Here is a 25077-nt window from a genome sequence, read left to right on the forward strand (position 1 = left end):
GCTTAGGGCTGCGTTATCTTTAAACTTCTTTACATAAGGTAAGGCAACAGGTTTGCCGTCTACCTATAATAAAAGAAAGCCCCACCGTGATGGGCATGTCGTAAAAACAGGGGGCAAGGGATGTTGCTAAAGAAAGAATGTGGTCGTCAGCTGTCTGCGCTGAGTTTATGCCTGGCAGTGATGTTTGCTCCACTGTTAACCGCCCAGGCCGACGAGCCTGAAATTGTGCCGACGGACAGCTCCGCAGCGACAGGCGCGCAGCCGACGTCATTGTCTCAGCCGCTGGAACAGTCTCCGGCGACCGCCGTCATGGCCGGCATTAAGCCGTTGCCGGAAGGCATCGATATCGAATCGCTTAGCCAGCAGCTCCTCTCAGGGTTGCCGTCAGGCTACACGCCCGCCTATATCAATCAGCTCACGCTGCTTTATGCAGCCCGGGACATGAAACCCATGTGGGAAGATCGTGATGCCGTGCGCGCGTTCCAGCAGCAGCTGGCAGAAGTGGCGATTGCGGGTTTTCAGCCGCAGTTTACGAAGTGGGTTGAGCTGTTAACCGATCCAGCCGTCACTGGCCAGGCGCGGGACGTGGTGCTTTCCGATGCCATGATGGGCTATCTGCAGTTTGTGGCGGGTATTGCGGTCAACGGCAACCGCTGGTTATATAGCGATAAGCCCTACAAGCTGGCGACGCCAGCGCTGTCGGTGATCAACCAGTGGCAGCTGGCGCTGGATAATAGCGATCTGCCGCGCTTTATTGCCAGTCTCGCCCCGGCGCACCCGCAGTATGCCACCCTGCATGAGTCGCTCCTCGCGCTGGTAGGCGACTCGCGTCCCTGGCCGCAAATGCGGGGTACCGCGACGCTACGTCCAGGCCAGTGGAGCAGCGATGTTCCTGCTCTGCGCGAAATCCTGAAACGCTCCGGTATTCTTGAGGGCGGGCCGAAGATTGCCCTGCCGGGCGACGATCCGCAAAGCGCGGTTGTGAGCCCGTCAGCGCCGGTGAAAGAGAAGAAGGCCGCTCTCCTGAGCGATAAACCTGCGGCATACGATCGCGAACTGGTTGCTGCGGTTAAGCAATTCCAGGCTGCGCAGGGGCTGGGTGCCGACGGGGTAATAGGTCCGTCAACGCGCGACTGGCTTAACGTCTCTCCTGCGCAGCGGGCAGGGGTGCTGGCACTAAATATTCAGCGTTTGCGCCTGCTGCCGGGCACCTTGTCCACAGGCATTATGGTGAATATTCCGGCCTATTCCCTGGTCTATTATCAGGATGGCAGCGAAAAACTGGCCTCGCGCGTTATTGTCGGGCGTCCGGATCGTAAAACACCGATGATGAGCAGCGCGTTAAATAACGTGGTGGTTAACCCACCGTGGAACGTGCCGCCGACGCTGGCACGTAAAGACATTCTGCCAAAGGTCTGGAACGATCCGGGTTATCTGGAACGTCATGGCTATACGGTGATGCGCGGCTGGAACAGTAAAGAGGCGATTGATCCTTACATGGTCGACTGGTCGACGATTACGGCTTCCAACCTGCCGTTCCGCTTCCAGCAGGCTCCCGGGGCGCATAACTCCCTGGGGCGTTACAAATTCAATATGCCGAGTTCAGATGCTATCTATCTGCACGATACGCCGAACCACAACTTGTTCCAGAAAGATACCCGCGCCCTCAGTTCAGGCTGCGTGCGCGTAAACAAAGCCTCGGAGCTGGCCAATATGCTGTTGCAGGATGCGGGCTGGAACGATACGCGTATTTCTGATGCCCTGAAACAGGGGGATACGCGCTACGTGAATATTCGACACAACATTCCGGTCAATCTTTACTATCTGACGGCATTTGTGGGTGAAGACGGGCGCACTCAGTATCGTACAGATATTTACAATTATGATCTCACTGCGCGATCCGGCGCACAAATTTTGCCAAAAGCGGAACAATTAATCAGGTAAATGAAGTAGTTCGGGAAAAATGATTGTCGTAAGTTATGGTGAATAGGGGGCGATATCGCTGTAAGCCGCGTATTCACTGGGGTTGGGCGCCTTGACGTACCCCGTTTTGCCAGTTAAGGTGCCCTTCGTGCGCTAAGCATACTTACAATTTCATTGACCTGTAGACCTGATTATCATGGACAAATTTGACGCTAATCGCCGCAAACTGCTGGCGTTAGGTGGTGTTGCGCTTGGCGCAGCGGCCATCTTGCCGACGCCAGCATTTGCCACCCTCTCGACACCTCGTCCGCGAGTTTTAACGCTCAACAATCTTCATACCGGTGAGTCGCTAAAAGCGGAGTTTTTCGATGGCAGAGGCTATATTCAGGATGAATTAGCAAGACTCAACCATTTTTTCCGTGATTTCCGCGCGAATAAAGTAAAAGCCATCGACCCAGGATTGTTTGATCAGTTGTTCCGCCTTCAGGGCCTGCTGGGCACCAGGAAGCCCGTGCAGCTCATTTCTGGTTATCGCTCACTGGATACCAATAATGAACTACGCGCCCATAGCCGTGGGGTAGCGAAAAAAAGCTATCACACGAAGGGACAGGCAATGGATTTCCATATTGAAGGCGTTTCGTTAGCCAATATTCGCAAAGCTGCGTTATCTATGCGCGCAGGTGGTGTAGGATATTACCCCAGCAGCAACTTTGTGCATATTGATACCGGTCCGGTCCGGCACTGGTAATAACGAAACACAGGAGCAGTATGAACTATCGTATTATTCCGGTTACCGCGTTCTCCCAGAACTGTTCATTGATCTGGTGCGAGCAAACCAAACTGGCCGCGCTTGTTGATCCCGGCGGCGACGCCGAGAAAATCAAGCAGGAAGTCGCCGACAGCGGTGTGACGCTGATGCAGATTTTACTGACGCATGGTCATCTCGATCATGTTGGCGCAGCGGCAGAGCTGGCACAGCATTTTGGTGTGCCGATCATCGGTCCGGAAAAAGAAGATGAGTTCTGGCTGCAGGGGTTACCTGCCCAAAGCCGCATGTTTGGCCTTGATGAGTGTCAGCCTCTGACGCCCGATTGCTGGCTGAACGAAGGAGAGCGCGTTAACGTAGGGAATGTGACTTTACAGGTGTTGCATTGTCCTGGGCATACGCCAGGCCATATCGTCTTCTTTGATGACCAGTCTCGTCTGCTGATTTCGGGCGACGTGATTTTCAAAGGCGGCGTAGGACGCAGCGATTTTCCGCGCGGCGATCACGGGCAGCTGATTCAGTCGATCAAACAGAAGTTATTGCCGCTGGGCGATGACGTGACGTTTATCCCTGGACACGGTCCGATGTCGACGCTGGGCTATGAACGGCTCCATAATCCGTTCCTTCAGGATGAAATGCCTGTCTGGTAAACCTGGTTAAATAAAAAAGCCTGCTGAACGCAGGCTTTTTTGTGGGCGTAAATTACAGTACGGCGACAATCGCTTCGCACAGAGGCGCCATGTTGTCAGGCGTCATCCCTGCCACGTTCACGCGACCGGAAGCCACGGCGTATACGCCAAACTCTTCACGCAGACGCAGAACCTGCTCTTTGGTCAGGCCGCTGAAAGAGAACATGCCGTTCTGTTTGATGATGAAGCTGAAGTCACGGTCTGCGCCTTTCTCGGCCAGAGTATTAACAAACAGCAGACGCATACGCTGGATACGCTGGCGCATATCGTTCAGCTCTTGTTCCCAGATCGCGCGCAGCGCATCGTTGCTGAGAATGGTTGCAACAACGGACGCACCGTGTGCCGGTGGGTTAGAGTAGTTCGCGCGGATAACCGATTTCATCTGGCTGAAGGCACGATCGACGGTTTCGTCGTTAGCCGCAACCAGCGTACAGGCACCTACGCGCTCATTGTACAGACCGAAGTTCTTGGAGTAGGAGCTGGCAACGATCAATTCCTGGTGTACGGCTGCAAAAGCGCGCAGGCCTTCTGCATCTTCTTCCAGTCCACGGGCGAAACCCTGATAGGCGAAGTCAAACAGCGGCAGCCAGCCTTTCTCTACGGAGAGTTTAGCCAGCTGTTCCCACTGCTCAAGCGTCGGGTCGATACCGGTTGGGTTATGGCAGCAGCCGTGGAACAGCACCACATCACCCGCCTGCGCTTCGTTCAGGCTTGCCAGCAGGCCATCAAAGTCGAGAGCATGGTTTGCCGCGTCGTAGTATGCATATTCGCGCACTTCCAGACCTGCAGAGTTAAAGACGCTCTTGTGGTTCGGCCAGCTTGGGTTGCTCACCCAGACACGCTTAACAGAGGTGTTTTTCGCAAGGAAATCCGCCGCCACACGCAGTGCGCCGGTACCGCCTGGTGTCTGTGCTGTACGCGCACGTTTGTCACTCACAATTGCGCTACCTTTACCGAACAGCAGCTCCTGCGTGCAGCGACCAAATTCAGGAATACCATCAATACCGAGGTAGTTTTTGGTGGTTTCATTTTCCAGCAGATACTGCTCAGCTTTCTTAACGCTGGTCAGTACCGGGGTTTTGCCGGTTTCATCTTTATATACACCAATACCCAGGTTGATTTTGCCAGGGCGGTCGTCGGCACGAAACAGATCGGCCAGGCCCAGAATTGGGTCGGCAGGAGCGGCGGTAATGTTCTCAAACATGACGAAGTTCCATTGTGATTACAGAAGTGAAATCCGCTATCAGGTTAACGGTAGATTTACAAAATGCCAACCGTTTGCGACGAAAAGCGTGCGGCTTTTCAAAAGTCGCCATTATTTTCTGTCAGGCATAAAAAAACAGGGCCGAAGCCCTGTTCATTAAGCATATAACAAAGTGGTGTTCTGATTAGAACTGGTAGGTTACACCCACAGCAGCCATATCGTCGTTGCCGTTCAGACCGCCAACCGCTTTCGCGTAGTCGGTGTCTTTGTCCAGCAGGTTGATGTAGTAGTCAGCCCACACGTTGAAGTTTTTGTTGAAGTAGTAAGTGGTACCCACCTGGATGAATTTAGCCAGGTCTGCATCGCCACCGCTGAAGCCGCCGACGGCAGCCAGGTCTTTACCTTTGGTCTGCACGTAGGAGATGGCTGGACGCAGGCCGAAGTCGAACTGGTACTGAGCAACCACTTCGAAGTTCTGCGTTTTGTTAGCAAAACCAGCATCACCGCTAGAACCGGTACGGGTGGTGTTACGGGTTTCTGCATAGGTGGTTGCCAGGTACAGGTTGTTAGCGTCATATTTCAGACCAACACCCCATGCTTCAGCTTTGTCACCCTGACCATCAGCTTTCTGGTTCAGAGTACGGTTAGCGTTGCTGTAAGATGCGATTGCACCGAAGCCTTCGCCGAAGTCGTAACCCAGGGAGTAACCTACGCCGTCACCGTTAGAGGTTTTAACGTCAGCACGGTCGTTTTTACCCTGGTACTGTACGCCCAGGCTCAGACCGTCAACCAGACCGAAGAAATCGCTGTTACGGTAGGTCAGCAGGCCGGTGCTACGGCTGGTCATAAAGTTATCAACGTAGTTACCGCCCCAGGTCATACCTGAGAAGGACGGCGCCATATCGGTGTATGACTCTACGTCATAAACGATACCGTAGTTACGGCCGTAGTCGATGCTGCCAGCGTCGCCCGCTTTCAGACCGGCAAAGGCCAGACGGTTTTTGTTTTTCTGTGCAGTGTTTTCCGCATCATTGGCCATGAAGCGGTATTCCCACTGGCCGTAACCGGTCAGCTGGTCGTTGATCTGAGTTTCGCCTTTGAAACCGATCTGCGCGTAGGTTGCGTCGTTGTTGTTGGTGTTATCACCAGAGGTCACGAAATCGTGCTCGGCGTTAACTTTCCCGTAGAAGTCCAGTTTGTTGCCGTTCTTGTTATAGATTTCTGCAGCGTTAGCTGCACCGGCTACCAGCAGGGCAGGGATTACCACTGCCAGAATATTGCGCTTCATCATTATTTATTACCCTCATTGGTTTTTTTATGACACTCGCCACTGCCGTCAATAAATTCTGTCAATAAATATTTCCGGAACTATTGATGAGAGTTAGGTGTCTTTATGTATCTGACAGGCATCTTTCCATTCACTGAAGCGTTTCGCTAGCCTGAAAGTGCTACAATTCTCAAGATTGAGTTACAAAAAGAAAATATGTGTAACTAAATGTGTATTTTTCGGAACTTTGTGAACCATCTCAAATTTCAGAACGCCCTGGCGAATTAAACAGCAGATTGTTTCCTATATATATGAATTCCTTATGATTAATTTGGATAAAGGCAATTCCTATAAACAGATGTTAAACGACTCGTTTTTTCTTATGACCGAAAAAAGACTTCTGGATGGCTGAAAAAGTGGTTGAAAATTGTGCTATTGCTTGAGGGTGTAATAATCGCAATAAGAATAGGGTTTATTTTTTGTGGCTAGATGTTTCTCGGAAACAAAACGTAACAGGTAGTGGTTGTGACGGGGTGGTGCTTTAAAAACACTGACTTTGCGCTGACGAAAACTGACAGTGCAGAATAAAATAATGGCCAGCAAATGCTGGCCATGGTCTGTTTTTTGCTCTTAGAAGCTGGCGTTACGTGGCGTACGCGGGAACGGAATCACATCACGCACGTTCTGAACACCGGTAACGTAGGCGATCAGACGCTCGAAGCCCAGGCCGAAACCTGAATGCGGAACGGTGCCGTAACGACGAAGATCGCGATACCAGCTATAGTCCGCAGGATTGAGACCCATCTCTTCCATGCGCGCGTCCAGCACATCCAGACGTTCTTCACGCTGAGAACCACCGATGATTTCACCGATGCCAGGCGCCAGGACGTCCATCGCTGCGACGGTTTTACCGTCTTCGTTAAGGCGCATATAGAAGGCCTTGATGTCTTTCGGGTAGTTTTTAACGACAACCGGCGCTTTGAAATGTTTCTCGGCCAGATAGCGTTCGTGCTCAGACGCCAGGTCAACGCCCCAGTAGACCGGGTTCTCGAACTTCTCACCGCATTTCTCGAGGATCGCAACCGCGTCGGTATAGTCCACCTGCGCAAAGTCGGCAGAGACAAAACGTTCCAGACGGCCGACCGCATCGCTGTCTACGCGCTCAGCGAAGAACTTCATATCGTCCGGACGCTCTTCCAGCACCGCTTTGAAGACGTACTTCAGCATCGCTTCTGCCAGACCGGCGACATCGTCGAGGTTAGCAAACGCCACTTCCGGCTCCAGCATCCAGAATTCCGCCAGGTGGCGGCTGGTGTTAGAGTTTTCAGCACGGAAGGTTGGGCCGAAGGTATAAATCTTAGACAGTGCACAGGCGTAGGTTTCGCCGTTGAGCTGACCGGATACCGTCAGGAAGGCCTCTTTACCAAAGAAGTCTTTGTCATAGTCCACTTTACCTTCTGGCGTGCGCGGCAGGTTTTCCATGTCCAGCGTCGAGACGCGGAACATTTCACCCGCACCTTCCGTATCGGAAGCGGTGATCAGTGGGGTAGACACCCAGAAGTAACCCTGCTCATCGAAGAAGCGATGCAGCGCCTGAGCCAGCGTATGGCGCACGCGTGCCACCGCGCCGATCAGGTTGGTACGTGGACGCAGGTGCGCCACTTCACGCAGGTACTCGATGCTGTGACGTTTTGCCGCCATCGGGTAGGTGTCCGGATCTTCAACCCAACCGGTCACTTCAATCGCAGAGGCCTGAATTTCGAAACTCTGGCCCTGACCCGGAGACGCCACAACCACGCCGGTCACAATGACGGAACAGCCGGTTGTCAGGTGCAGAACGTCATCATTGTAATTGGGCAGAGAATTATTAATGACGGCCTGTACAGGATCAAAGCAGGAACCGTCATAGACGGCGAGGAAGGAGATGCCAGCTTTAGAATCTCGGCGGGTACGCACCCATCCGCGCACGGTGACTTCCTGGTCAACGGCAACACGGCCCTGGAGTACGTCGGCTACAGGCACAACGCTCATAATATTCTCTCTGTTAATAGTCGGAAAAAATAAACACTTGTCCACCCTTATGGGGGGATATCTATGTTACCTGCCATCCGCTATCAGACAAGTAAATTTCGCAGTCAAAAGAGAAGAATTGAGAAATAAATAAGGGAAGGGAGCCCTTCAGGCTCCCGTAAGCGCTTAACTGGCTTTTTTGATCTGCGGGAGATCGAAGGCTTTGCGCAATGCGCGGACAAACGCTTTGTCATGGCAGATGGTTTTACCCGGGCTGTCGGAGAGTTTCGCCACCGGCTTGCCGTTACATTCCACCAGCTTTATAACAATATTCAGAGGTTTTACCTGAGGAATGTCGCAGGTCAAACGGGTACCAATCCCGAAGCTCAGGTTCACTCGGGTGTTGAAATGGCGATAAAGTTCAACCGCTTTTGCCAGGTCAAGATTATCGGAGAAAACCAGCACCTTGCTCATCGGGTCAATGCCGAGTTTTTGGTAATGGGCTATCGCCTTCTCGCCCCATTCAACCGGGTCCCCGGAATCGTGGCGTAACCCCTGATAACGCTCAGCAAATTCGGGACCGAAGTCACGCAGGAAGGCATCCATCGTAATGCAGTCGGTGAGGGCGATCCCGAGTTGATTCGGGTACTCCTCAAGCCATGCGGCGAGGGCCGCGCGCTGGCTGTTAGCCAGATCCGGGCTGATTTGCTGATGCGCCTGGAACCACTCGTGCGCCTGGGTGCCCATCGGCGTCAGGTTGAGTCGACGCGCCAGGTCGTAGTTACTGGTGCCCACGAACCACGGCTCCTGCTGCAGACGTTTAACGATGGCCTGCTGAACCTCGCGAGAGAAACGGCGACGGGTGCCGAAATCCATCAGGCGGAAGCGGGACATATCCAGCCCTTCGGTCAGCGTGGTGAAGGCTGCAAGTTTATTTTCCAGCGAGGCGACCGCCTGGGCGACGCCCATTTCCGGCGAACGGTAGCGGTGAGCCAACTCGCTGATCACTGCCAGCAGCGGCACTTCCCACATGATCACTTCCCGCCACGGACCTTCAAGGCGAATATCCAGCTTGCCGTTCTCGTTGGTCACGGTGACCTGCTCCGGCTTATAGCGGAAATCACGCAGCCAGTTCAGGTAATCGGTTTTAAAGAAAGGCAGGCCAGAAAGCCACTGGTATTCATCGTCCTGCAGCGTCAGATGCTGCATCGCATCGACCTGTTCACGAATGGAGTCTGCGTAGATACCGAGCAAATCGTCACCACGGCAGCGGAATTCCGCCGCGACGTGAACGTCATAGTAATGGTGGAAAACGGCTTGCTGCATATGCAGTTTATACGCGTCGGTATCCAGCAACGTATGCAGAACCGGAGAAGCGAATTGAGTCATAGGTGCGCTGTAGCATCCTCTCACGGGAGCGTTTAGTACAATAAACAACTCCGGAGTATACCTTGTTTAGTGATTTATTGAACCCCGATCACAACATAAGCACACTTTATGGTCGAGGGCATTTTGTGCCCCGTGTTATACAAATGTAGCAACAGGGCTGCTAACCACTTGAATTTAAGGTTTTCTACTGCGCTGCTATCATGCTTTGGGGCAGCGATGGGGCAATGTGTGAAAGCGCCTTGTTGAGTAGAGTAACCTGTTCGCCGCTCTTCTCTGACATCCACTTTCCATACACCTTGTAAACCATCTGTGCATCGGTATGCCCCATCTGAGTTGCTATAAAATTTGGGTTCGCCCCGGCTGACAATGACCAGCACGCATAGGTATGCCTTGACTGATACGCGTTGCGGTACCGTATACCGGCGCGCTTGATTATCGGGCCCCAAATTTTATTAATCGAATTAACCGCGTAATGATATCCTCTTCGTGACCCACGCTTGACGCATTGAGGGCTGAAAACGAAAGTGCATGGATGTATGACTGACTGGCCATATTCACGCAAATTCACTTCAACCTCATGCTGCCGGCCAAGGCGCGTCAGTTGGGCCTGATTCCTGAGGGCATCAATAGCTGGTTGTATGAGATAAATCACCCTGTCAGTGCCTGCCTCGGTTTTTGGCAGGGTGAACTCATACGTTTGGGTAAGGTTACGCTTAACCGTAATGGTTCCCGCGGTGAGATCGATGTCTTCCCATGCAAGACCACATAATTCCCCATGCCTCATTCCAGTATAAACGGCGACGGTCCAGAGATTTCGCATCTGCTGGTGGCCGCATGCCTGAATGAACCTGATGAACTCGTCTGTCGTTAGTGGATCTGGTTCGTCTTTTGCCTTCCTGAGACGGTTAATTCCGCTAAACGGGTTTTCCTTTGCGTAGCCGTTATCTGCTCCAAACTGGAAGATCTCGGCCATCAGCATCATGTAATTATTCACCGTGGAAGACTTCCGGCCTTTTACCTGTGTCCGGTGATCCTTCTTCATTACATGGAAGCCCGTCAGCAACTCCTTCCTGACATACAGCAAATCTTCAGTGGTAACCGCAGAAACCATTTTATTTTCGCCGATGCGCGGAAGCATGTTTTTTATGATGGATTCGTACCTACTCATGGTGTTAGAGCTGATCTCCATTCTCTTCAGCTCTGACCATCTTTCGGTAAGCTCCAGCACAGTAATTTCCTTTCTATCCTGACCGAACCGGGCAAGGTTCGGTGAGTTTGGGAATTTTTCTGCATAGTTAAAATTTCCCATCCTTATCGCAAAACAAACCGAAGAACGCAGCTCACCAGCTATCTTGCGATTTTTTGCAGTGTCAGGGACACCGAGGTTTTCCCTGACACGTTTACCTTTATAAAGAAACCAGATGCGGAGCGAACCGCCGTGGTTTTCGACGCCTGTAGGGTATGATGCATTAGCCATTGATCCCTCCTGACGTCCAGGAGCGTGGACGAGTGTACTGCTTTTCATGCTGTCTTCGCACCTGGTTGATTTTTTTTCTGTGCCTCGATCCACTGATCAACGGCTTTCCTGTTGTACATGCATTCGCTCGAAGGCTTGGGATTACCATCTGGTGAAATGTGCAGGTACTCGCGGCCCAGCATCCAGGATTCTTTTCTGGCGCGGGTGATGGTTCCGGGCTTGAGCCCGGTAACCGCAATCAGAACCTTTTCGCTAACCCAGTCATTCGGCACCAGAAGAACGATTTCAGCACTGGTTTGCATGGATCTCCTCCATTTTCTCTTTAGCCAGACGCACGCAACGCGCAAAAGAGGAGGGCGTTACAATTTCGCGCAGAGCCTGAACCAGGAAGTCGTTGTGCTGCTGGTGCAGCTCCAGGTTGCGTTCTTTTTCCTCATGACGCAGGACTGCCAGACGGGCTGTGATGATTCGACGCTTCCCTTTGATCAGCCGCAGTGCGTTCTCTGCCTTTTTGCGCCATGTACTCCAGTCACTACTGCTGTTCGATCTCGCCAGTTGCTCTTCAATACTGAGCTGCGCTTCTTCTGCGTTAACAAGCTGCTGCAGGCAATCGCTGATAGTGTTCAGGTTGTCTGTCTCCACGAAGAATTTGTGCATTCTTAACCCTCCCACCCAATCGCCTGGAACAGGCCCATTTTAGGGTGATACCAGCGGGTGCCGCGCGGTTCAGCTTCTGACATCATCTGGCGAAATGCGGCCATAAACGGCTCCAGTTCGACAATAGCCCTACGTGACAACAGCCCGTCTGGAGTCATAAATTCGTGCGTGTCTGTCGGGATGCGGTAGGCATTGACCAAATTTCGGCACTTGGCGTCACTCATTCCGCTTTTGGCTACCACCTGGCGGTAACCGACATATCCGGCGCGCATGGTCCCGCGTTTGATGTTCTCCACAGCTTCTGTGACCGTTTCGATCTGCTCTTCAACATGATTAAGGCGCTTCTGCTGGCGAACGGCGTCGGCGGCCATTGCAGCGATCATCTCGATTTCCGTCAGCGGCGCGCGAGTGCGGAAATAGTTGTTAACCAGTTCGCGCTGAACCTGCCAGGCAAGATCATCGTTAAATGGCTTCGTCAACATCAGATAGCCTGATTCGAAAAGCACAATCCCTGACGGTGCAAATTTAGAGAATGTCCCTTCAGGGAGGTCCGTACGTATTACGTCCGCACCTAATTCGGCATAATCCACACCGTTGATGAAATGCTCACGGTTTCGGTTGAATGCTGCACGAGCGGTTCCTTCCGGTCGCTGGTGGACTTCATCAATCATCGCCAGCGTCACAACGCGCTGACCGCGATATTCGACTGCCGGCAGATGTTTGTTATTGATCGTTACAGTGTTCATTTTCGTCCTCCTCAGTGCATAACCGGCATGTCAGGCATACCTTCTTTCTGAATCTGTTCAATGAAGCTGTCATGAAGGAGATTTAAACCCTCCCGCCCCATTTTTGAGAGTCGAAGCCCGTTCTCAGCGTCCGTATCTAGCATGTCCCGGTACATGCGCAGCGCCATCTGCTGACCGAGTTCCTGGCCATATTTCTCAATGGCTAGCCCTTCCACATGGCTTGCGAGTGCGAACCGCTCTGGCGCAGGATAAACACTGATTGAACCGTGCTGTCCGGAGTAGATAACTGCGGTGTCAAACCCTCCAGAATCGTTGGCAACCTCAACTGTGCCGTTCTTTGCCTGCTCCTCGGTAATGAAGACGGCAACAAGCATCCAGCGCCAAATGATGATTTCGCTCTCGATGCCCGGGGTAAACCAGCCGCTTTCAATCGCTTCCATGATGCAAGCCAGCAGATCTAATCCATCCGGAATTCGTTTGTCATAGTTGCCATTGTCGAGCTGGCGAACCGCGACGGAATAACCAATGACGCGGTTACCAAAACGGATGCCTGTTGATGTCGGCTCCGGAGTAAAGGCTGAATTAACCATCACTGAACTCCTTTCGGCTTGATGGCCTGCAGTGCATCAACCTCTTTAACGAATCGGTCATGCATCGCGTCCCATTTCTCACACCATTTCTCCATTTCTCGCTTGCGCGCCAAGATGCTACGCAGACGGCGAACACAACGCTGGTGTGCCATGAAATACTCGGTGGTTACGCCGCCACGCTGCCAACAATTCAGCTCTGGATTGAGTGGGTGGACTGCCTGCACATCCGGGTGCCGCTGCTCGAAGCCGGAGCGATAAAATGCTTCTGAAGTCATAAAGAACGCCAGATAGCGGATCGCCGTATCTCGCGTGAAGCATTTTTTTATACGTCCGTGGCGTACTGCTACGAACAGTGGGCCAACAGGCGTATCGTGTTTCTGTAATGCCAGGTCAATCATGCTCACGGTGCGTTTATCGTTCATTTCCGATCCTTAACTTTGCTATAGCGTTCGTGTGACATCACTTCCCAGTTCTTGCCGCCATCGCGGGAGAGTAGCCGCCAGCGATGATTAACCTTGAGGCTCAAATTCCCGGAGCCGTGCATACGGCAGGGATGGATGCGCCTTGCCCTGAACTGGCTTAAAACGTGTGCCGCTTTGAGGTGAACCCACTCAGGAATTCGTATCGCTGTCAGCGCCATCAGATCCGAGCCTCCACTTTTTGTTTTTTGACGAACTCAACCAGCTCAGAAATGAGCTCGTCGATTAATTCCTTCCCGCTATCCGTAAGGAATTCACCGCTGCCATTTACATCAACAGCACTGCTGTAAATTCCTTTAATAGCTTTTACTCCTTCTACATTCCCGTATTCACTGATCGCAAGCCTTTCGAATTTCCGCAATAATCCATCGAGAAGAATCTCTGTTAACTCGACCGTGTTAATACCGCCTTTATTTAGCTTAATAACTAGGCAGTTACTGCCTGTTTTACGCTGGTGTCGTAATAATGCTGCTTTTAAAACTCGTCGACGATATGTCTCGATTAATTTATCCATTGCGCTGTTCCTCCTCCAAACTCATAACTATTTCCTCTTCTTTTTCGGTCCACCCATGAATCTCAGCGGCGAGGTCATAAACCAGAGCGCATATTGTTTTGAGTTGAAATCTGTCTAACTTGTCGTGATATTCAAATAATGTTTGCGACAAGCCTGACAACTTCTCCGCTTTGATATTCACTTCCTGAATATCCTGTCTTTTTAAAACGCCCATAATTAACGACCATATGCTTTTTTAAGATAAAGACGAGCGATTACCTCGTAACCGCTGGCCGCATAAAGGCATGCTGTTCTATATGCTGATTTATCAATGATGAAAGTCATACGAAGCGCCTCACAGCCAAAGAAGCGACCACACGACCGTGAATTTTGATTTCTTTCTGTTCATCGGTATTAAGGGTGAAAGTTTCGTAATGATGGTTATCAGAGATGATTTTTAATGAGCCATCAGCTAATGGCTCAATTCGCTTAATGAAAAGGCATGGGCGACCAAAAGCATCCATTGTGTAAACATAAATGCCAGAGGTAAGCGCACGTCCACCGCAATCAACGAAAGCCACAATCTCACATGGTTCTATGGTCGGCTGCATTGAATCACCTTCCATCCGGCAGCTTTGAACGCGGTTGCCAAAGTCATTAATATTGTCTGAACCGATCAGCATTTGAGTAGTTTTTATTGGCTGATTAATCGCGATAGCATTTTGCATTTTCATTTCCTCAGGGTGAGTTTCCCCCCACCCTAAAAGGTGTTAATTATGATTAATTGAGTTAATTAGTTAGTTAAATAGCAGAGAACATTTTCTTAATGTCAGGATAGTCATCAATGATTTTTTTAGCATCATCACATGCTTCTTCATATGACTTGAAGAAATCAACCAGAACAAAATAATTACCTACACGTTCGTAGATAGCGAATTCCAAACCGTCAATAAAAGTGGTGTTAAATTCGTAATCAAAATCATTCTGATGAGGTTGCGCAGCTCGTAAATAACACCAGTGCGAATTTGCTGCCTTGAGCTTGGCGTGGATATCAAATTCCTTACTCGCTGGGTTTGGTTGGGAGGTTATGTTCATCTCATTGGCTCCGTTGTTTGCCGATGAAATGAGAATACTTAAGTATTAATTGAAGGTCAATGGTATTAATACAAAAAGAATAATAGTTTTCTTATGTATTTGTTATTGAAGATTATTTTAGTAATAAAAAAAGCCGACGCTATGGTCGGCTTGGTGGTTTTTTGGGAGCGGATCAGAAGATTGTTGATACCCAAAACAGTCTTCCTAAAACCTCAAGGCTATCCATGTCTACTTCTTCATCAGGGTATTCATCAGAGTTATAGCTTCTGATTGTCACCTTATCTGGCCCAGATCTGTAGAGGATTTTTAACCTTTTCCATCCACCTTGGTTGATGCCGTAAATTTTACCATCAACGATACGCTTGTCATGGCAGTTTATGGCAACAGTAGAGCCATCAGCGATCACTGGCTCCATGCTATTTCCGTGTGCAGCAAAGCATAGAACGCCATCACCATCACTATTAGCTCCCACCTTTCGCAATGTTGCTTTGGAAAACCTAAGTTTTTTGCCATTGTAATCATCATTAAGAGCGCTGCCATCTCCACATGCGAACTCGATATCCTTCAAGTAAGGCACCTCTACCTCATCATCCTCAAGCGGCGTTTGCTTATCCCATGGATCTATACCAAACATCCTTTGTTCTGGAGTTTTTGCGGGCCCCATGGTGCCTTCACCAGTGCTTAACCATATTGGATCTACATCCAACGCTTTGGCTATATCCACGATTTTTCCGCTGGACTGAGCTTTTCCTGAGGTTAGTTTTTGTATGGCCCCCTGGCTTACCCCAACCCTATGCGCTAATTGACTTTGAGTAGCCCCGGCATGAGCCATCGCCAGCCTTAGTCTTTCTGCAAGTGTGTTCATCTAAGTATCTCCGATTTCTGTGCATATTTAATACCACAGGATTAACCATGGCAAGCGGATAATACTTGATTAATTATTCCTTTGGTATTATTTTATATCTTTAATATTAATACTAAGGGCTTTGTTATGACTGATGAGGTTTTTGAATCCCCAATGGCGAAAGCCGTGTACGTTGCTGGTGGGCAAAGTTCGCTTGCTAAAAAGGTTGGCGTTACGCAAGGAGCTGTCTGGAAGTGGGTCAGGGGGATAAAGAAAGTTTCTCCGGTCCATGCAGTGGCAGTCTCAAACGCAGTTAATGGAGTTGTTAAGCCTCATGAACTGCGTCCTGATTTGCCGACTCTTTTCCCGCACCCGGGTAATGAGGTGTGACATGTCACGGCATTATTGCGTCAGCGAACCTTTACTGGTGGCTGAATTCAGTAACGAAAATGAGTTGGCGGGTGTCGCATGAGCATGGAACTTATGGTTAAAGCAATGAAGGTCAAGGTGGGAAATCCACTGCGTAAGCTCGTGCTACTTAAGCTTGCAGATAACGCTAGTGACCATGGTGAGTGCTGGCCGAGCTATCAACACATCGCTGATCAGTGCGAAATTAGTAAGCGATCTGTGATGAATCACATTGATGCTTTGTGTGAATGCGGACTGGTAAAAAAAGAACTTCGCCCGGGGCCAAAAGGTAACTCAAGTAATGTCTATCGACTTGATTTTAGTAGTGCAGGAGATTCACTAGGGGGTAGTGCAAGTCGTTCACTACCTAGTGCAGGAGATTCACCACATGGTGCAGGAGATTCACTAGGGGGTAGTGCAGGAGCTGCACCCAGAATCAGTCACTCTTTTGAACCAGTCAATGAATCAGTCATAGAACCTAAATATAACGGTTCATCTGACAACGGTTCTGAAAAAAATCGCTCTTCCAAAGAGAACTATTCCAACGAGTTCGAGCAGGCATGGCAGGCATATCCAAAACGTGCTGGTGGTAACTCCAAGGCCGCTGCCTGGAAAGCCTGGAAATCTCGAATCAAAGACGGTGTTACCACTGAGGCAATGCTGGCAGGCGTAAGCCGTTATGCCGGGTATGTTCGCGCCACTGGTAGCGAGGGAACTCAGTTCGTCAAACAAGCAGCAACGTTCTTCGGTCCTGATCGGCACTTCGAAGATGTATGGCAGCCTCCCGCAGGCAAAACCAACGTACGAACCGGAATGCTCCCTGTATCAGGGTTCAGTGAACAAGATTACGGCCAGTCAGACTGCAACTGGTAAGCAGGAGAAATCACAATGCTGAGTATTAAACAACGCGAAGAAAGGGAAGCCCTGGTGGCAAAGCGCGAAGGGCTTCGTGAAGAACTGGCGTTCGCTGTAGAGCATAAAAAACCATGGCAGTGGAGGAGTTGGGAATCTGGCGAGGTACACGCTGCCACCTGTGAAATGCATGGTGACTATCAACGTATTTCCCTCACTGGAAAAGCCTATCGTGGCGTTGAAAACGTCAAGCATTCCCAATGCCCGGAGTGTGTGAAAGCGGAACTGGCGGACATCGAATCCAGCCTGCGTGCATTACGTGTGGCCGACCTGATGGACAACGCAGGGATCGCACGACGTTTCGAAGCATGTGAATTCGATAACTACCAGGCTATCAATCAGGATGCGGCCAAAAATCTCGCGTCCTGTCAGCGTTACACCCACAGCTGGCCTGAGCGTCTGAAAGCCGGAACCGGTTTAGTCATGACCGGAAACTGCGGTACTGGTAAAAATCACCTGGCAGTTTCTATTGCGAAAAGCATCATTCGCGATCACCTCGCTAAAGTGGAAATAACCGACGTCATGCGCCTCACCCGGGCTGTGAAAAGCACGTGGCGCCACAATGCCGAAATGACCGAGGAAGACGTGATAGAGCGTTTTGCATCACTGGATCTGCTGATTATCGACGAAGTGGGCGTGCAGTTTGGCAGTCCGACCGAAATGACCATCCTGCAGGAAATCATCAATGCCCGGTACGAAAGCATTCTGCCGACAATCCTGATCAGCAATCTCACATTCGACCAGTTGAAAGAGACGATTGGTGAGCGAATCGTGGACCGGGTTACCGATGGTGGACGCAACCGCCTGGCATTTGGCTGGGGAAGTTTCCGCGCTATCGTGTCAGGAGTTGTAGCATGACCCCTGTCTGGAAAAATGAAGATCTGGAAGGTGCGGTAATCGGCGCTATTTTTCTTCGTGGTGCCGACCCTGAGGTACTGGATATTCTCTCCAGAGTTCCGTCCAGCGCCTTCTCGGTACCACAGTATCGGGAAATCTACACTGGGATCTGCCGTCAGGCGCGAGGGGCCGGTGTTATCGACCCTGTATTGCTCTGCGAAAGCATGCCAAAGCACAGCGCAATCATTCTGGACTCAAGCCGTATCGCATGGGCGAAGTCGGCGCTTGTTTCCTACGTTTCGACGATGGAGCGTAATGCAGCTGTTCGCGATGCCGAAGCTGTAATTGAAAGGGCGCTGGCAGATCTGCGGAGTGCTCACAATGGTGATGCAGCTTTATCGGCATTCAGGGCCGCACAGAACAGCATTGCCGCAATTTCTCTCGAAGAAAAGACCGTTCAGCCAGTTCACATCGACGACATTCTTCCTGCAGTAGTGGATCGGGTAGATGCACGCAACCGCGGGCTCGAAGAAGCCAGAAGCCTCATGACGGGTATTGAAGAGCTTGATGCAAAGACTGGCGGCATTGAACCAACAGACCTGGTGTTTATCGCTGCGCGTCCGTCGATGGGTAAAACTGAATTGGCGCTGGATATCATCGACAAAGTTTCTGAACAGGGCCGTGGTGTCCTGTTCTTCAGCATGGAAATGCCAAATATCCAGATCGGTGAGCGGATGGTATCCGCTGCCGGTGGCATGTCGGTTTCACGCCTGAAAAAGGCCGCTGATTTTGACGATGAAGACTGGGCCAGGCTGACCAATGGTGTAGAGCGCCTGACTGGTCGTAGCATCTGGATGGTTGATTCCACCGATCTGACAGTTGATCAGATTCAACAGATAGCTACCCGCCTGCAGCTGGCACATCCTGAAATAGCGCTGGTGGTCGTGGATTATCTGGCACTTATCAAAATTGAAAGCACTGCACGATATGACCTTGCCGTCGGTGAGGTGTCAAAAGGGCTTAAGCGCCTGGCTAAATCCAACAAAACGCCAGTTCTTGCTCTGAGTCAGCTTTCTCGTGGTGTCGAAACTCGGCCAAATAAACGTCCAATGAACTCCGATCTTAAAAACTCAGGTGAGATTGAGGCAGATGCTGATCTCATCATGATGCTTTATCGCGATGAAGTTTATAACCCTGAGTCGCCAGCAAAGGGGATAGCGGAAATTAACGTGACCAAACAGCGCAACGGTGAGCTGGGCACGATCTACCGTCGATTCTATAACGGGCACTTCCTCCCAATTGACCAGGAGTTAGCAAAGCAACGTTCAGCTCCACAGCAGAAAGCCCAGACCAGACGTTACTCAAAAGAAAGGCATTCCAGCAATGCAGACTATTAAAACCATCAAGGCAGCGGGGGCAACCGTATGAAACTGGAAGCATCACTCAAACATTTCAGCCCTCAGGGCATGCACATCAGCGACGACGTGAAAGGAACCTCTCCGGATCGCCTTACAGGAACAGATGTAATGGCGGCGATTGGCACCACCAGCAGCCGTGCGCGCTTCGGCCTGGCGGCGTTCTTCGGTAAAGCGGGAATCAGTAAAACGGATGAACAGCTCGCAGTTCAGGCGCTGGCGCGATATGCGATGGATGTCGCACCGAAGAATGTTCGCAAAGCAGCTGGTGGGCAGTTCGGATGGTGCATGCAGATGCTGGCACAATTTGCCTTTGCTGATTACTCCCGTTCTGCGGCTACCAGCGTGACATGTCACAGCTGCAGTGGTACCGGGTTTATCTCCGGGAATGAGGATGTGGTTAAACATCCTGGTATTTTCGACGCCGACGGTGCCGAAGTGGTGGCGCCGAAGATTAAAAATGAGCTGGTGAATAGGGTTTGCGGAACATGCGGAGGAAAGAAAGTGATCCTTGCCCGGTGCAGGTGTGGCGGTAAAGGCGAAGTGTTGGACCGTAAAGCCACAAAAGACCGCGGCGCGCCGGTTTTCAAGACGTGTGAACGTTGCTCTGGTAATGGCTTCTCTGCTATCTCCTCGGCGACGGTACACCGTGCCATTCTTAAGCGTCTCCCGGACCTCCATCAATCCTCATGGTCACGCAACTGGAAACCCTTCTATGAAATGCTGGTGGACACTCTGCGCCAGGGGGAGCGTCATGCAGCAGTAGAATTTGAGAAGGCGACAACTTATTAATATGATCGGAGCAAATAGCGACACTTTTTTGCACGTTGGTGTTGACTTTGCATAAAACTGCCCTGTATGCTTCTGATTATGGAGTATAACGCCTGTAGATAATTAACCTCGAAAAGCCCGCCACGTTGCGGGTTTTTTTATACCTGCAATTCTTCGCACCACGCTCGGTGCAATTCAACCTTTGACAGAGTGACAATAACGCCGCATAGCGGCCTTCTTTCCCCTCGTATTGAGAGGATTCACAGCAATAAGAGGGGGCTAAATGTCCGATCCATTAACCGGTACTGGTGCAGTTCTCGGCGGCGGTCTGCTGGGCTCCGTGCTTTACGGGGTCTTCACCCATACCGATTTCGGCGTGGTATTTGGCGCTTTCGGTGGTGCGGTGTTTTACGTTGCGACAGCAACAAACCTTACGCGCGGTCGCCTGACAGGGTATTTCCTGACATCGTTCATTGTTGGTGTGCTTGGGGCTGGTTTTATTGGTTCATGGCTAAACGCCTTTACGCGCTATGAAAAACCTCTTGATGCACTTGGTGCAGTGATTCTGTCTGCGCTGTGTATAAAAATCCTAACTTTTCTTAATAACCAGGATCTGAACAGCCTGTTCGGCTTTTTCTCGCGGTTACGCGGAGGAGGGGGGAATGGTAATTGAACCTGCTGCACTGGCTAACGCAATTATCTCTGCTGTTATCGTTATTGCACTGATGTTTTATCAGCGTGGCAGTGCGAGACATCGCCCACTGATATCGCTGATGGCTTATTTCACTGTGCTGGTATACGCCAGCGTTCCTTTCCGTTATCTGTTCGGCCTGTACCATGAATCGCACTGGTTTGTGGTGCTGGTGAACGTCCTGATATGTGCTGCCGTTCTCTGGGCTCGGGGAAACGTGGCGCGCCTTGTTGATGCACTGAGGCACTAATGAACCAATCACAATTTCAAAAGGCGGCTGGTATTAGCGCCGGGCTCGCTTCGCGCTGGTTTTCGCGCATCGATGCTGCAATGAAGGAATTCGGCATCACAGCACCGCTCGATCAGGCCATGTTCATCGCACAGATGGGGCATGAGTCCGGCGGGTATACCCGGCTGGTGGAAAGCCTGAACTATGCGGCGGAAAACCTGGTCCCCAACTTCGGCAGCCACCGGATTACCAACCAGCAGGCCGCCGCACTCGGCAGAACGGCAACGCAACCGGCAAATCAGAAAGCGATAGCCAATCTGGTTTACGGCGGTGAGTGGGGCAAAAAGAACCTGGGCAACCAGATTGCTGGCGATGGCTGGAAATATCGCGGTCGCGGCCTGAAGCAAATCACCGGCCTGAGCAATTACCGCAGCTGTGGGCTGGCTCTGAAGCTGGACCTTGTCACCCAGCCTGAGTTGCTGGAACAAGATGAATACGCTGCACGCTCCGCCGCGTGGTTCTATGTCTCTCATGGCTGCCTTCTTCATTCCGGCGATATTGAGCGCGTGACACTGCTTATCAATGGCGGTCGTAACGGGCTGGATAAACGCCGTGCACTGTTTAACCTGGCAAGATCAGTGCTGGTGTGAGGTGAGCATGGGTATTGAAATGATTGTCGGCCTGGCTGTTGCTGTTCTTGGGGCCATTGCAGCTGCTTTCGGTTTTGGTCATGCCTCTGGAACGACTAAAACGGAAGCAAAATTCCAGAAACAAAACACCGAAGAGAAAGCCGCTGCCACTGAAGCAGTTGCAGAACGCCGGGTAGACGTTACGAAAGAGGCCAGCAATGTACAGCAGACTGTTAACCATATGCCTGATGACGATGTTGATCGCGAGCTGCGTGACACGTGGAAGCGTCCCGGTGGTGGTTGATACCGCCTGTGACTGGGTAAAGCCAATCTACCTCACTGATCACGATATCGATGTTATGGACCGTCAGACGAAGAAAGACATCCTGACCCATAACAAAGCGTGGCAGGCGAACTGCCAGAAACCAATAGAAGTGAGGTCCAAATGATCGCAGCCATCGGCACAATTCTGGTCTGGTTGATAATTGGCATTGCTGGTATTGGTGCTATTTTCTGTGCCTTCATTGGCTTGCTGTTTCTCATCAACTGGCCTAAATAAATTCCCCGCCTTAAACCGAGTGGCAACCGGCGCAGGCCCAGCGAACAGGGTAACCAATAGCCTCGCAATAGCGGGGCTTTTTCACATCTGAGGATTACCAATGACCGTACGTGCTAAATTTTTCTGCCAATCAATTCAGAAGGCAGAAGATGATTCATATCGAACCATCCACATGAGCCCAATTACTGCTGACACCGAAGAAAACAAGGCGTGGTCAAAGTACACGCCTGACGGCCAGTTGACGATGCATGTGTCCAACCCGGCAGCATTCGACCAGTTCGAGCAGGGGAAGGAATACTACATCGACATTCAACCAGCTCAGTAAGCATTACAAAGCTCATCCGCTGGTGGGCTTGATAATGGGAAAACAGTGATGCCTATAAATTTTGGTAATTAGAAAAAACCTCAGATAAGTGCTAAAAATTTTCCCAGTAAACAACGATGAGATGAAGAATGAAAATCCTGGGATTTGATGAGCACAGAACAAAACGTGGGAGTGGTGCATTAAAGTTCTTTGAGCTGGAGCGTGTACCAAGCAGTGACTGGGTAAAGATATTCGAAAGCCTGTTCACAGAAAGTGGTGATGAGGCGTGGGTTGAGGGGTATTGCATAGTGACGAACTGCCCAAGCAGTGACATAGCTGAAAGGCTGGTGCAGTTACAATCAAAATGAATCGCCACGCGTTTAACAGACACCTCAGAGTCATTTAAGATGACTTAAAGAGAGGTGCCCATGAGCGGTAAGCGTTATCCTGAAGAGTTTAAAACTGAAGCAGTCAAACAGGTTGTTGATCGCGGTTATTCTGTTGCCAGCGTTGCAACACGTCTCGATATCACCACCCACAGCCTTTATGCCTGGATAAAGAAGTACGGTCCGGATTCTTCCACTAATAAAGAACAGTCAGATGCTCAGGCCGAGATCCGCCGTCTCCAGAAAGAGCTGAAACGGGTTACCGACGAACGGGACATATTAAAAAAAGCCGCGGCGTACTTCGCAAAGCTGTCCGACTGAGGTACGCCTTTATCCGTGACAACTCCTGTTGCTGGCCTGTTCGCCTGCTCTGTCGGGTGCTGGATGTTCATCCCAGTGGTTTTTACGCCTGGCTTCAGCAGCCGCATTCACAACGCCATCAGGCAGACCTGAGACTGACAGGACAGATTAAACAGTTCTGGCTGGAATCGGGATGCGTCTATGGTTATCGCAAAATCCATCTGGATCTGCGTGACAGCGGGCAACAGTGCGGAGTAAACAGAGTCTGGAGACTGATGAAACGTGTCGGAATAAAGGCTCAGGTCGGATACCGAAGCCCGCGGGCACGTAAAGGCGAGGCCAGTATCGTGTCACCCAACAGGCTCCAGCGACAGTTCAATCCGGATGCTCCTGATGAGCGTTGGGTAACGGACATAACCTACATCAGGACCCACGAAGGCTGGCTGTATCTTGCCGTTGTTGTTGATCTGTTCTCACGCAAAATTATCGGCTGGTCCATGCAATCCCGGATGACAAAGGACATTGTCCTGAACGCACTGCTGATGGCTGTATGGCGGCGTAATCCCGAAAAACAGGTGCTGGTTCATTCGGATCAGGGCAGTCAGTACACAAGCCATGAGTGGCAGTCGTTCCTGAAATCACACGGCCTGGAGGGTAGCATGAGCCGTCGCGGTAACTGCCATGATAATGCGGTTGCAGAAAGTTTTTTCCAGTTGTTGAAACGTGAACGGATAAAGAAAAAGATCTACGGAACGCGGGAAGAAGCCCGCAGTGATATTTTTGATTACATCGAAATGTTTTATAACAGTAAGCGTCGGCATGGTTCTAGCGAACAGATGTCACCGACAGAATATGAAAACCAGTATTATCAACGGCTCGGAAGTGTCTAGATTATCCGTGGCGATTCAAAATGCGAAGAAGCAGAAACCATATTCAGAACTCAGTGCCCAACCCTCTGAACACTAATCGCCGCCTTCGGGCGGTTTTTTATTGTCACAAACAACGCATATCCACTCCAAGGGATGAAGAACTAATTATCTCTTTGAGAGGGTAAAAGCAACAGCCAGCACCCGCTGGAGGGATTGATAATGATGGCTTCGTGATCCCTATGGTTTTTAGGGTATGGAAATAGGCATAAATAGGCTCCCTGGGTAAATAAACGTAGCGAAAGTCACAGACATTAGATTTTTTTCATGTGATTGAATTATTTAAAGGCTAACATCATCCACATAAAATGAATCACTTGAGGAAGGAAATGTTGTGGCTCCGATACTTGTTTTTGCCAATAACGAACATGTGAGAGTATTGAGAATTCGTGATTACAGAAGCAAAATCAGATACCTGCATTCAAACCAAGAAGTAAGATCTCTGGATGTCATAATGGTTTTTTCAACCTTCCTCAACGGGAAAAGCGGTGCTGTCCTGGTGGCAGCAGACAGATATGTAAGCAGGAAAGAAATTCTCGAGGCTTATGATGCGCTGCTCAGTTAAAATCCAGACTGAAGACTCACTAAGAAGTGGATCAGACAGCCTGCTGAACCACAAAGTTAGATATTCACAGTAATAATCTGGTGCGCGGGGTAGCAGGTTAAACTGTTCCGGACGAAGCGTGACGCTGCTACAAGCTGGAGGATGGTGCAGACGACCTATATCTTCTGGCTCAATGGTTCGAATCCATTCCTGATTACCTCATTTAAGCCATCTACTTCCGCTAGTGGGTATGAAAATGGTTTTAACCTCAAGCGTTGAACCAATCAGCTGATTATCTTGCGCAATTGGATTTCTTCCTGCTCGTTGAGCTTGGCGTACTCGCTGATTTGTTTAATAAGTGACTCTTTGTTATTAGACATCATGGATGAAACGTAGCAATCAGTTCTCCATTCGAAAAAACTCACTAAAAACAAGAGGGTTGTTTTTGAGTACTGATAATGTATTGAGAGGTCATTGCAAATTCTTTTCTTTTCCATGGGGTAAGTTTCTACTTAATGCAAATTATCGGCATTTATA

31 protein-coding genes are annotated in these 25077 nt (G+C 50.5%); 16 read left to right on the forward strand and 15 right to left on the reverse strand.

Annotated features, from left to right (window positions below; genetic code table 11):
- Positions 1-120: 120 nt before the first annotated feature.
- The 3 genes from ldtD to L383_RS20530 all read left to right on the forward strand — a co-directional run bounded on the left by ldtD (position 121) and on the right by L383_RS20530 (position 3339).
- Complete coding sequence (gene ldtD, locus L383_RS20540; RefSeq protein ID WP_023332553.1) at positions 121-1944, forward strand: L,D-transpeptidase; 1824 nt, start codon at positions 121-123, stop codon at positions 1942-1944.
- Between the two features lie 175 nt (positions 1945-2119).
- A complete protein-coding gene (locus tag L383_RS20535) occupies positions 2120-2671 on the forward strand; it encodes a peptidoglycan L,D-endopeptidase MepK (protein WP_014883230.1) in 552 nt (183 codons plus the stop codon).
- A gap of 20 nt (positions 2672-2691) precedes the next feature.
- A complete protein-coding gene (locus tag L383_RS20530) occupies positions 2692-3339 on the forward strand; it encodes an MBL fold metallo-hydrolase (protein WP_023332554.1) in 648 nt (215 codons plus the stop codon).
- A 52-nt stretch (positions 3340-3391) separates the two neighbouring features.
- On the opposite strand, the gene aspC is transcribed toward L383_RS20530, so the two are convergent.
- From aspC to L383_RS20450, 15 genes are all read right to left on the reverse strand, one after another.
- Positions 3392-4582: an aspartate transaminase gene (aspC, locus tag L383_RS20525; protein ID WP_014883232.1), complete on the reverse strand. Its 1191-nt coding sequence runs from the start codon at positions 4580-4582 to the stop codon at positions 3392-3394.
- 184 nt (positions 4583-4766) lie between these two features.
- The gene (locus L383_RS20520; protein WP_014883233.1) at positions 4767-5873 is read right to left on the reverse strand and encodes a porin; all 1107 of its coding nucleotides are present in this window, start codon (positions 5871-5873) and stop codon (positions 4767-4769) included.
- Between the two features lie 606 nt (positions 5874-6479).
- On the reverse strand, positions 6480-7880 hold the full coding sequence (gene asnS / locus L383_RS20515) for an asparagine--tRNA ligase (protein ID WP_023332555.1): 1401 nt from the start codon (positions 7878-7880) through the stop codon (positions 6480-6482).
- A 165-nt stretch (positions 7881-8045) separates the two neighbouring features.
- Positions 8046-9248 carry a nicotinate phosphoribosyltransferase gene (gene pncB, locus L383_RS20510; RefSeq protein ID WP_023332556.1) on the reverse strand — a complete coding sequence of 401 codons (1203 nt, stop codon included), beginning with the start codon at positions 9246-9248 and terminating at the stop codon, positions 8046-8048.
- Between the two features lie 184 nt (positions 9249-9432).
- Positions 9433-10725: a tyrosine-type recombinase/integrase gene (locus tag L383_RS20505; RefSeq protein WP_023332557.1), complete on the reverse strand. Its 1293-nt coding sequence runs from the start codon at positions 10723-10725 to the stop codon at positions 9433-9435.
- A 44-nt stretch (positions 10726-10769) separates the two neighbouring features.
- Positions 10770-11027: an excisionase family protein gene (locus tag L383_RS20500; RefSeq protein ID WP_013097283.1), complete on the reverse strand. Its 258-nt coding sequence runs from the start codon at positions 11025-11027 to the stop codon at positions 10770-10772.
- Entirely contained in the window at positions 11011-11382 is a 372-nt protein-coding gene (locus L383_RS20495) for a hypothetical protein (protein WP_023332558.1), read from the reverse strand. Before L383_RS20495 ends, L383_RS20500 begins: the two co-directional genes overlap by 17 nt.
- A gap of 2 nt (positions 11383-11384) precedes the next feature.
- Positions 11385-12128 carry an ORF6N domain-containing protein gene (locus L383_RS20490; protein WP_023332559.1) on the reverse strand — a complete coding sequence of 248 codons (744 nt, stop codon included), beginning with the start codon at positions 12126-12128 and terminating at the stop codon, positions 11385-11387.
- An 11-nt stretch (positions 12129-12139) separates the two neighbouring features.
- The gene (locus L383_RS20485; RefSeq protein WP_023332560.1) at positions 12140-12718 is read right to left on the reverse strand and encodes a hypothetical protein; all 579 of its coding nucleotides are present in this window, start codon (positions 12716-12718) and stop codon (positions 12140-12142) included.
- On the reverse strand, positions 12718-13140 hold the full coding sequence (locus L383_RS20480; protein ID WP_023332561.1) for a hypothetical protein: 423 nt from the start codon (positions 13138-13140) through the stop codon (positions 12718-12720). Before L383_RS20480 ends, L383_RS20485 begins: the two co-directional genes overlap by 1 nt.
- Before the next feature lie 217 nt (positions 13141-13357).
- A complete protein-coding gene (locus L383_RS20470; RefSeq protein WP_023332563.1) occupies positions 13358-13711 on the reverse strand; it encodes a hypothetical protein in 354 nt (117 codons plus the stop codon).
- Positions 13704-13925: a hypothetical protein gene (locus L383_RS20465; protein WP_023332564.1), complete on the reverse strand. Its 222-nt coding sequence runs from the start codon at positions 13923-13925 to the stop codon at positions 13704-13706. Before L383_RS20465 ends, L383_RS20470 begins: the two co-directional genes overlap by 8 nt.
- 106 nt (positions 13926-14031) lie before the next feature.
- Positions 14032-14418 (reverse strand): S24 family peptidase, encoded by a 387-nt coding sequence (locus L383_RS20460; protein WP_023332565.1) that lies wholly within the window; start codon positions 14416-14418, stop codon positions 14032-14034.
- A 73-nt stretch (positions 14419-14491) separates the two neighbouring features.
- Entirely contained in the window at positions 14492-14785 is a 294-nt protein-coding gene (locus L383_RS20455) for a hypothetical protein (protein ID WP_023332566.1), read from the reverse strand.
- A 172-nt stretch (positions 14786-14957) separates the two neighbouring features.
- The gene (locus tag L383_RS20450) at positions 14958-15650 is read right to left on the reverse strand and encodes an XRE family transcriptional regulator (RefSeq protein ID WP_023296237.1); all 693 of its coding nucleotides are present in this window, start codon (positions 15648-15650) and stop codon (positions 14958-14960) included.
- A gap of 126 nt (positions 15651-15776) precedes the next feature.
- Between L383_RS20450 and L383_RS0123640 the strand changes: the two genes are divergently transcribed.
- From L383_RS0123640 to L383_RS0123650, 13 genes are all read left to right on the forward strand, one after another.
- Positions 15777-16019 (forward strand): transcriptional regulator, encoded by a 243-nt coding sequence (locus L383_RS0123640; protein WP_023296238.1) that lies wholly within the window; start codon positions 15777-15779, stop codon positions 16017-16019.
- Positions 16020-16097: 78 nt separating this feature from the next.
- Positions 16098-16910 (forward strand): helix-turn-helix domain-containing protein, encoded by an 813-nt coding sequence (locus tag L383_RS24725; RefSeq protein WP_082197293.1) that lies wholly within the window; start codon positions 16098-16100, stop codon positions 16908-16910.
- 15 nt (positions 16911-16925) lie between these two features.
- Entirely contained in the window at positions 16926-17807 is an 882-nt protein-coding gene (locus L383_RS20440; protein WP_023332568.1) for an ATP-binding protein, read from the forward strand.
- Complete coding sequence (locus L383_RS20435; RefSeq protein WP_023332569.1) at positions 17804-19183, forward strand: replicative DNA helicase; 1380 nt, start codon at positions 17804-17806, stop codon at positions 19181-19183. The genes L383_RS20440 and L383_RS20435 overlap by 4 nt, the downstream gene beginning before the upstream one ends.
- Positions 19184-19210: 27 nt before the next feature.
- Entirely contained in the window at positions 19211-19993 is a 783-nt protein-coding gene (locus L383_RS20430; protein ID WP_023332570.1) for an antitermination protein, read from the forward strand.
- Positions 19994-20255: 262 nt separating this feature from the next.
- The gene (locus L383_RS20425) at positions 20256-20645 is read left to right on the forward strand and encodes a phage holin family protein (RefSeq protein ID WP_023332571.1); all 390 of its coding nucleotides are present in this window, start codon (positions 20256-20258) and stop codon (positions 20643-20645) included.
- Positions 20635-20913, forward strand: coding sequence for a phage holin family protein (locus L383_RS20420; RefSeq protein ID WP_023332572.1), 279 nt, complete (start codon positions 20635-20637; stop codon positions 20911-20913). Before L383_RS20425 ends, L383_RS20420 begins: the two co-directional genes overlap by 11 nt.
- A complete protein-coding gene (locus tag L383_RS20415; protein WP_023332573.1) occupies positions 20913-21542 on the forward strand; it encodes a glycoside hydrolase family 19 protein in 630 nt (209 codons plus the stop codon). Before L383_RS20420 ends, L383_RS20415 begins: the two co-directional genes overlap by 1 nt.
- Before the next feature lie 7 nt (positions 21543-21549).
- Positions 21550-21825, forward strand: coding sequence for a hypothetical protein (locus L383_RS20410; RefSeq protein ID WP_032628811.1), 276 nt, complete (start codon positions 21550-21552; stop codon positions 21823-21825).
- On the forward strand, positions 21776-21970 hold the full coding sequence (locus L383_RS26260) for a hypothetical protein (RefSeq protein WP_050582649.1): 195 nt from the start codon (positions 21776-21778) through the stop codon (positions 21968-21970). The genes L383_RS20410 and L383_RS26260 overlap by 50 nt, the downstream gene beginning before the upstream one ends.
- Positions 21971-22180: 210 nt before the next feature.
- Positions 22181-22405 (forward strand): hypothetical protein, encoded by a 225-nt coding sequence (locus tag L383_RS20405; protein WP_023332576.1) that lies wholly within the window; start codon positions 22181-22183, stop codon positions 22403-22405.
- A gap of 128 nt (positions 22406-22533) precedes the next feature.
- Positions 22534-22752: a hypothetical protein gene (locus L383_RS20400; protein WP_023332577.1), complete on the forward strand. Its 219-nt coding sequence runs from the start codon at positions 22534-22536 to the stop codon at positions 22750-22752.
- A 60-nt stretch (positions 22753-22812) separates the two neighbouring features.
- Positions 22813-23960, forward strand: a protein-coding gene (locus L383_RS0123650) for an IS3 family transposase (RefSeq protein WP_085949497.1) whose coding sequence is annotated in 2 segments (ribosomal slippage) — positions 22813-23050 and positions 23050-23960 — 1149 coding nt in all. Because the reading frame shifts where the segments join, the coding sequence is not laid out codon by codon here.
- Positions 23961-25077: the final 1117 nt, after the last annotated feature.

Source organism: Enterobacter sp. MGH 37 (assembly GCF_000534515.1).
GTDB classification, from domain to species: Bacteria; Pseudomonadota; Gammaproteobacteria; order Enterobacterales; family Enterobacteriaceae; genus Enterobacter; species Enterobacter kobei.

Excerpts from the sequence above, each read along its gene's own strand:
- ldtD (WP_023332553.1), top strand. The coding sequence starts at position 121 with ATGTTGCTAAAGAAAGAATGTGGTCGTCAGCTGTCTGCGCTGAGTTTA.
- L383_RS20535 (WP_014883230.1), top strand. The coding sequence starts at position 2,120 with ATGGACAAATTTGACGCTAATCGCCGCAAACTGCTGGCGTTAGGTGGT.
- L383_RS20530 (WP_023332554.1), top strand. The coding sequence starts at position 2,692 with ATGAACTATCGTATTATTCCGGTTACCGCGTTCTCCCAGAACTGTTCA.
- aspC (WP_014883232.1), bottom strand. The coding sequence starts at position 4,582 with ATGTTTGAGAACATTACCGCCGCTCCTGCCGACCCAATTCTGGGCCTG.
- L383_RS20520 (WP_014883233.1), bottom strand. The coding sequence starts at position 5,873 with ATGATGAAGCGCAATATTCTGGCAGTGGTAATCCCTGCCCTGCTGGTA.
- asnS (WP_023332555.1), bottom strand. The coding sequence starts at position 7,880 with ATGAGCGTTGTGCCTGTAGCCGACGTACTCCAGGGCCGTGTTGCCGTT.
- pncB (WP_023332556.1), bottom strand. The coding sequence starts at position 9,248 with ATGACTCAATTCGCTTCTCCGGTTCTGCATACGTTGCTGGATACCGAC.
- L383_RS20505 (WP_023332557.1), bottom strand. The coding sequence starts at position 10,725 with ATGGCTAATGCATCATACCCTACAGGCGTCGAAAACCACGGCGGTTCG.
- L383_RS20500 (WP_013097283.1), bottom strand. The coding sequence starts at position 11,027 with ATGCAAACCAGTGCTGAAATCGTTCTTCTGGTGCCGAATGACTGGGTT.
- L383_RS20495 (WP_023332558.1), bottom strand. The coding sequence starts at position 11,382 with ATGCACAAATTCTTCGTGGAGACAGACAACCTGAACACTATCAGCGAT.
- L383_RS20490 (WP_023332559.1), bottom strand. The coding sequence starts at position 12,128 with ATGAACACTGTAACGATCAATAACAAACATCTGCCGGCAGTCGAATAT.
- L383_RS20485 (WP_023332560.1), bottom strand. The coding sequence starts at position 12,718 with ATGGTTAATTCAGCCTTTACTCCGGAGCCGACATCAACAGGCATCCGT.
- L383_RS20480 (WP_023332561.1), bottom strand. The coding sequence starts at position 13,140 with ATGAACGATAAACGCACCGTGAGCATGATTGACCTGGCATTACAGAAA.
- L383_RS20470 (WP_023332563.1), bottom strand. The coding sequence starts at position 13,711 with ATGGATAAATTAATCGAGACATATCGTCGACGAGTTTTAAAAGCAGCA.
- L383_RS20465 (WP_023332564.1), bottom strand. The coding sequence starts at position 13,925 with ATGGGCGTTTTAAAAAGACAGGATATTCAGGAAGTGAATATCAAAGCG.
- L383_RS20460 (WP_023332565.1), bottom strand. The coding sequence starts at position 14,418 with ATGCAAAATGCTATCGCGATTAATCAGCCAATAAAAACTACTCAAATG.
- L383_RS20455 (WP_023332566.1), bottom strand. The coding sequence starts at position 14,785 with ATGAACATAACCTCCCAACCAAACCCAGCGAGTAAGGAATTTGATATC.
- L383_RS20450 (WP_023296237.1), bottom strand. The coding sequence starts at position 15,650 with ATGAACACACTTGCAGAAAGACTAAGGCTGGCGATGGCTCATGCCGGG.
- L383_RS0123640 (WP_023296238.1), top strand. The coding sequence starts at position 15,777 with ATGACTGATGAGGTTTTTGAATCCCCAATGGCGAAAGCCGTGTACGTT.
- L383_RS24725 (WP_082197293.1), top strand. The coding sequence starts at position 16,098 with ATGAGCATGGAACTTATGGTTAAAGCAATGAAGGTCAAGGTGGGAAAT.
- L383_RS20440 (WP_023332568.1), top strand. The coding sequence starts at position 16,926 with ATGCTGAGTATTAAACAACGCGAAGAAAGGGAAGCCCTGGTGGCAAAG.
- L383_RS20435 (WP_023332569.1), top strand. The coding sequence starts at position 17,804 with ATGACCCCTGTCTGGAAAAATGAAGATCTGGAAGGTGCGGTAATCGGC.
- L383_RS20430 (WP_023332570.1), top strand. The coding sequence starts at position 19,211 with ATGAAACTGGAAGCATCACTCAAACATTTCAGCCCTCAGGGCATGCAC.
- L383_RS20425 (WP_023332571.1), top strand. The coding sequence starts at position 20,256 with ATGTCCGATCCATTAACCGGTACTGGTGCAGTTCTCGGCGGCGGTCTG.
- L383_RS20420 (WP_023332572.1), top strand. The coding sequence starts at position 20,635 with ATGGTAATTGAACCTGCTGCACTGGCTAACGCAATTATCTCTGCTGTT.
- L383_RS20415 (WP_023332573.1), top strand. The coding sequence starts at position 20,913 with ATGAACCAATCACAATTTCAAAAGGCGGCTGGTATTAGCGCCGGGCTC.
- L383_RS20410 (WP_032628811.1), top strand. The coding sequence starts at position 21,550 with ATGGGTATTGAAATGATTGTCGGCCTGGCTGTTGCTGTTCTTGGGGCC.
- L383_RS26260 (WP_050582649.1), top strand. The coding sequence starts at position 21,776 with ATGTTGATCGCGAGCTGCGTGACACGTGGAAGCGTCCCGGTGGTGGTT.
- L383_RS20405 (WP_023332576.1), top strand. The coding sequence starts at position 22,181 with ATGACCGTACGTGCTAAATTTTTCTGCCAATCAATTCAGAAGGCAGAA.
- L383_RS20400 (WP_023332577.1), top strand. The coding sequence starts at position 22,534 with ATGAAAATCCTGGGATTTGATGAGCACAGAACAAAACGTGGGAGTGGT.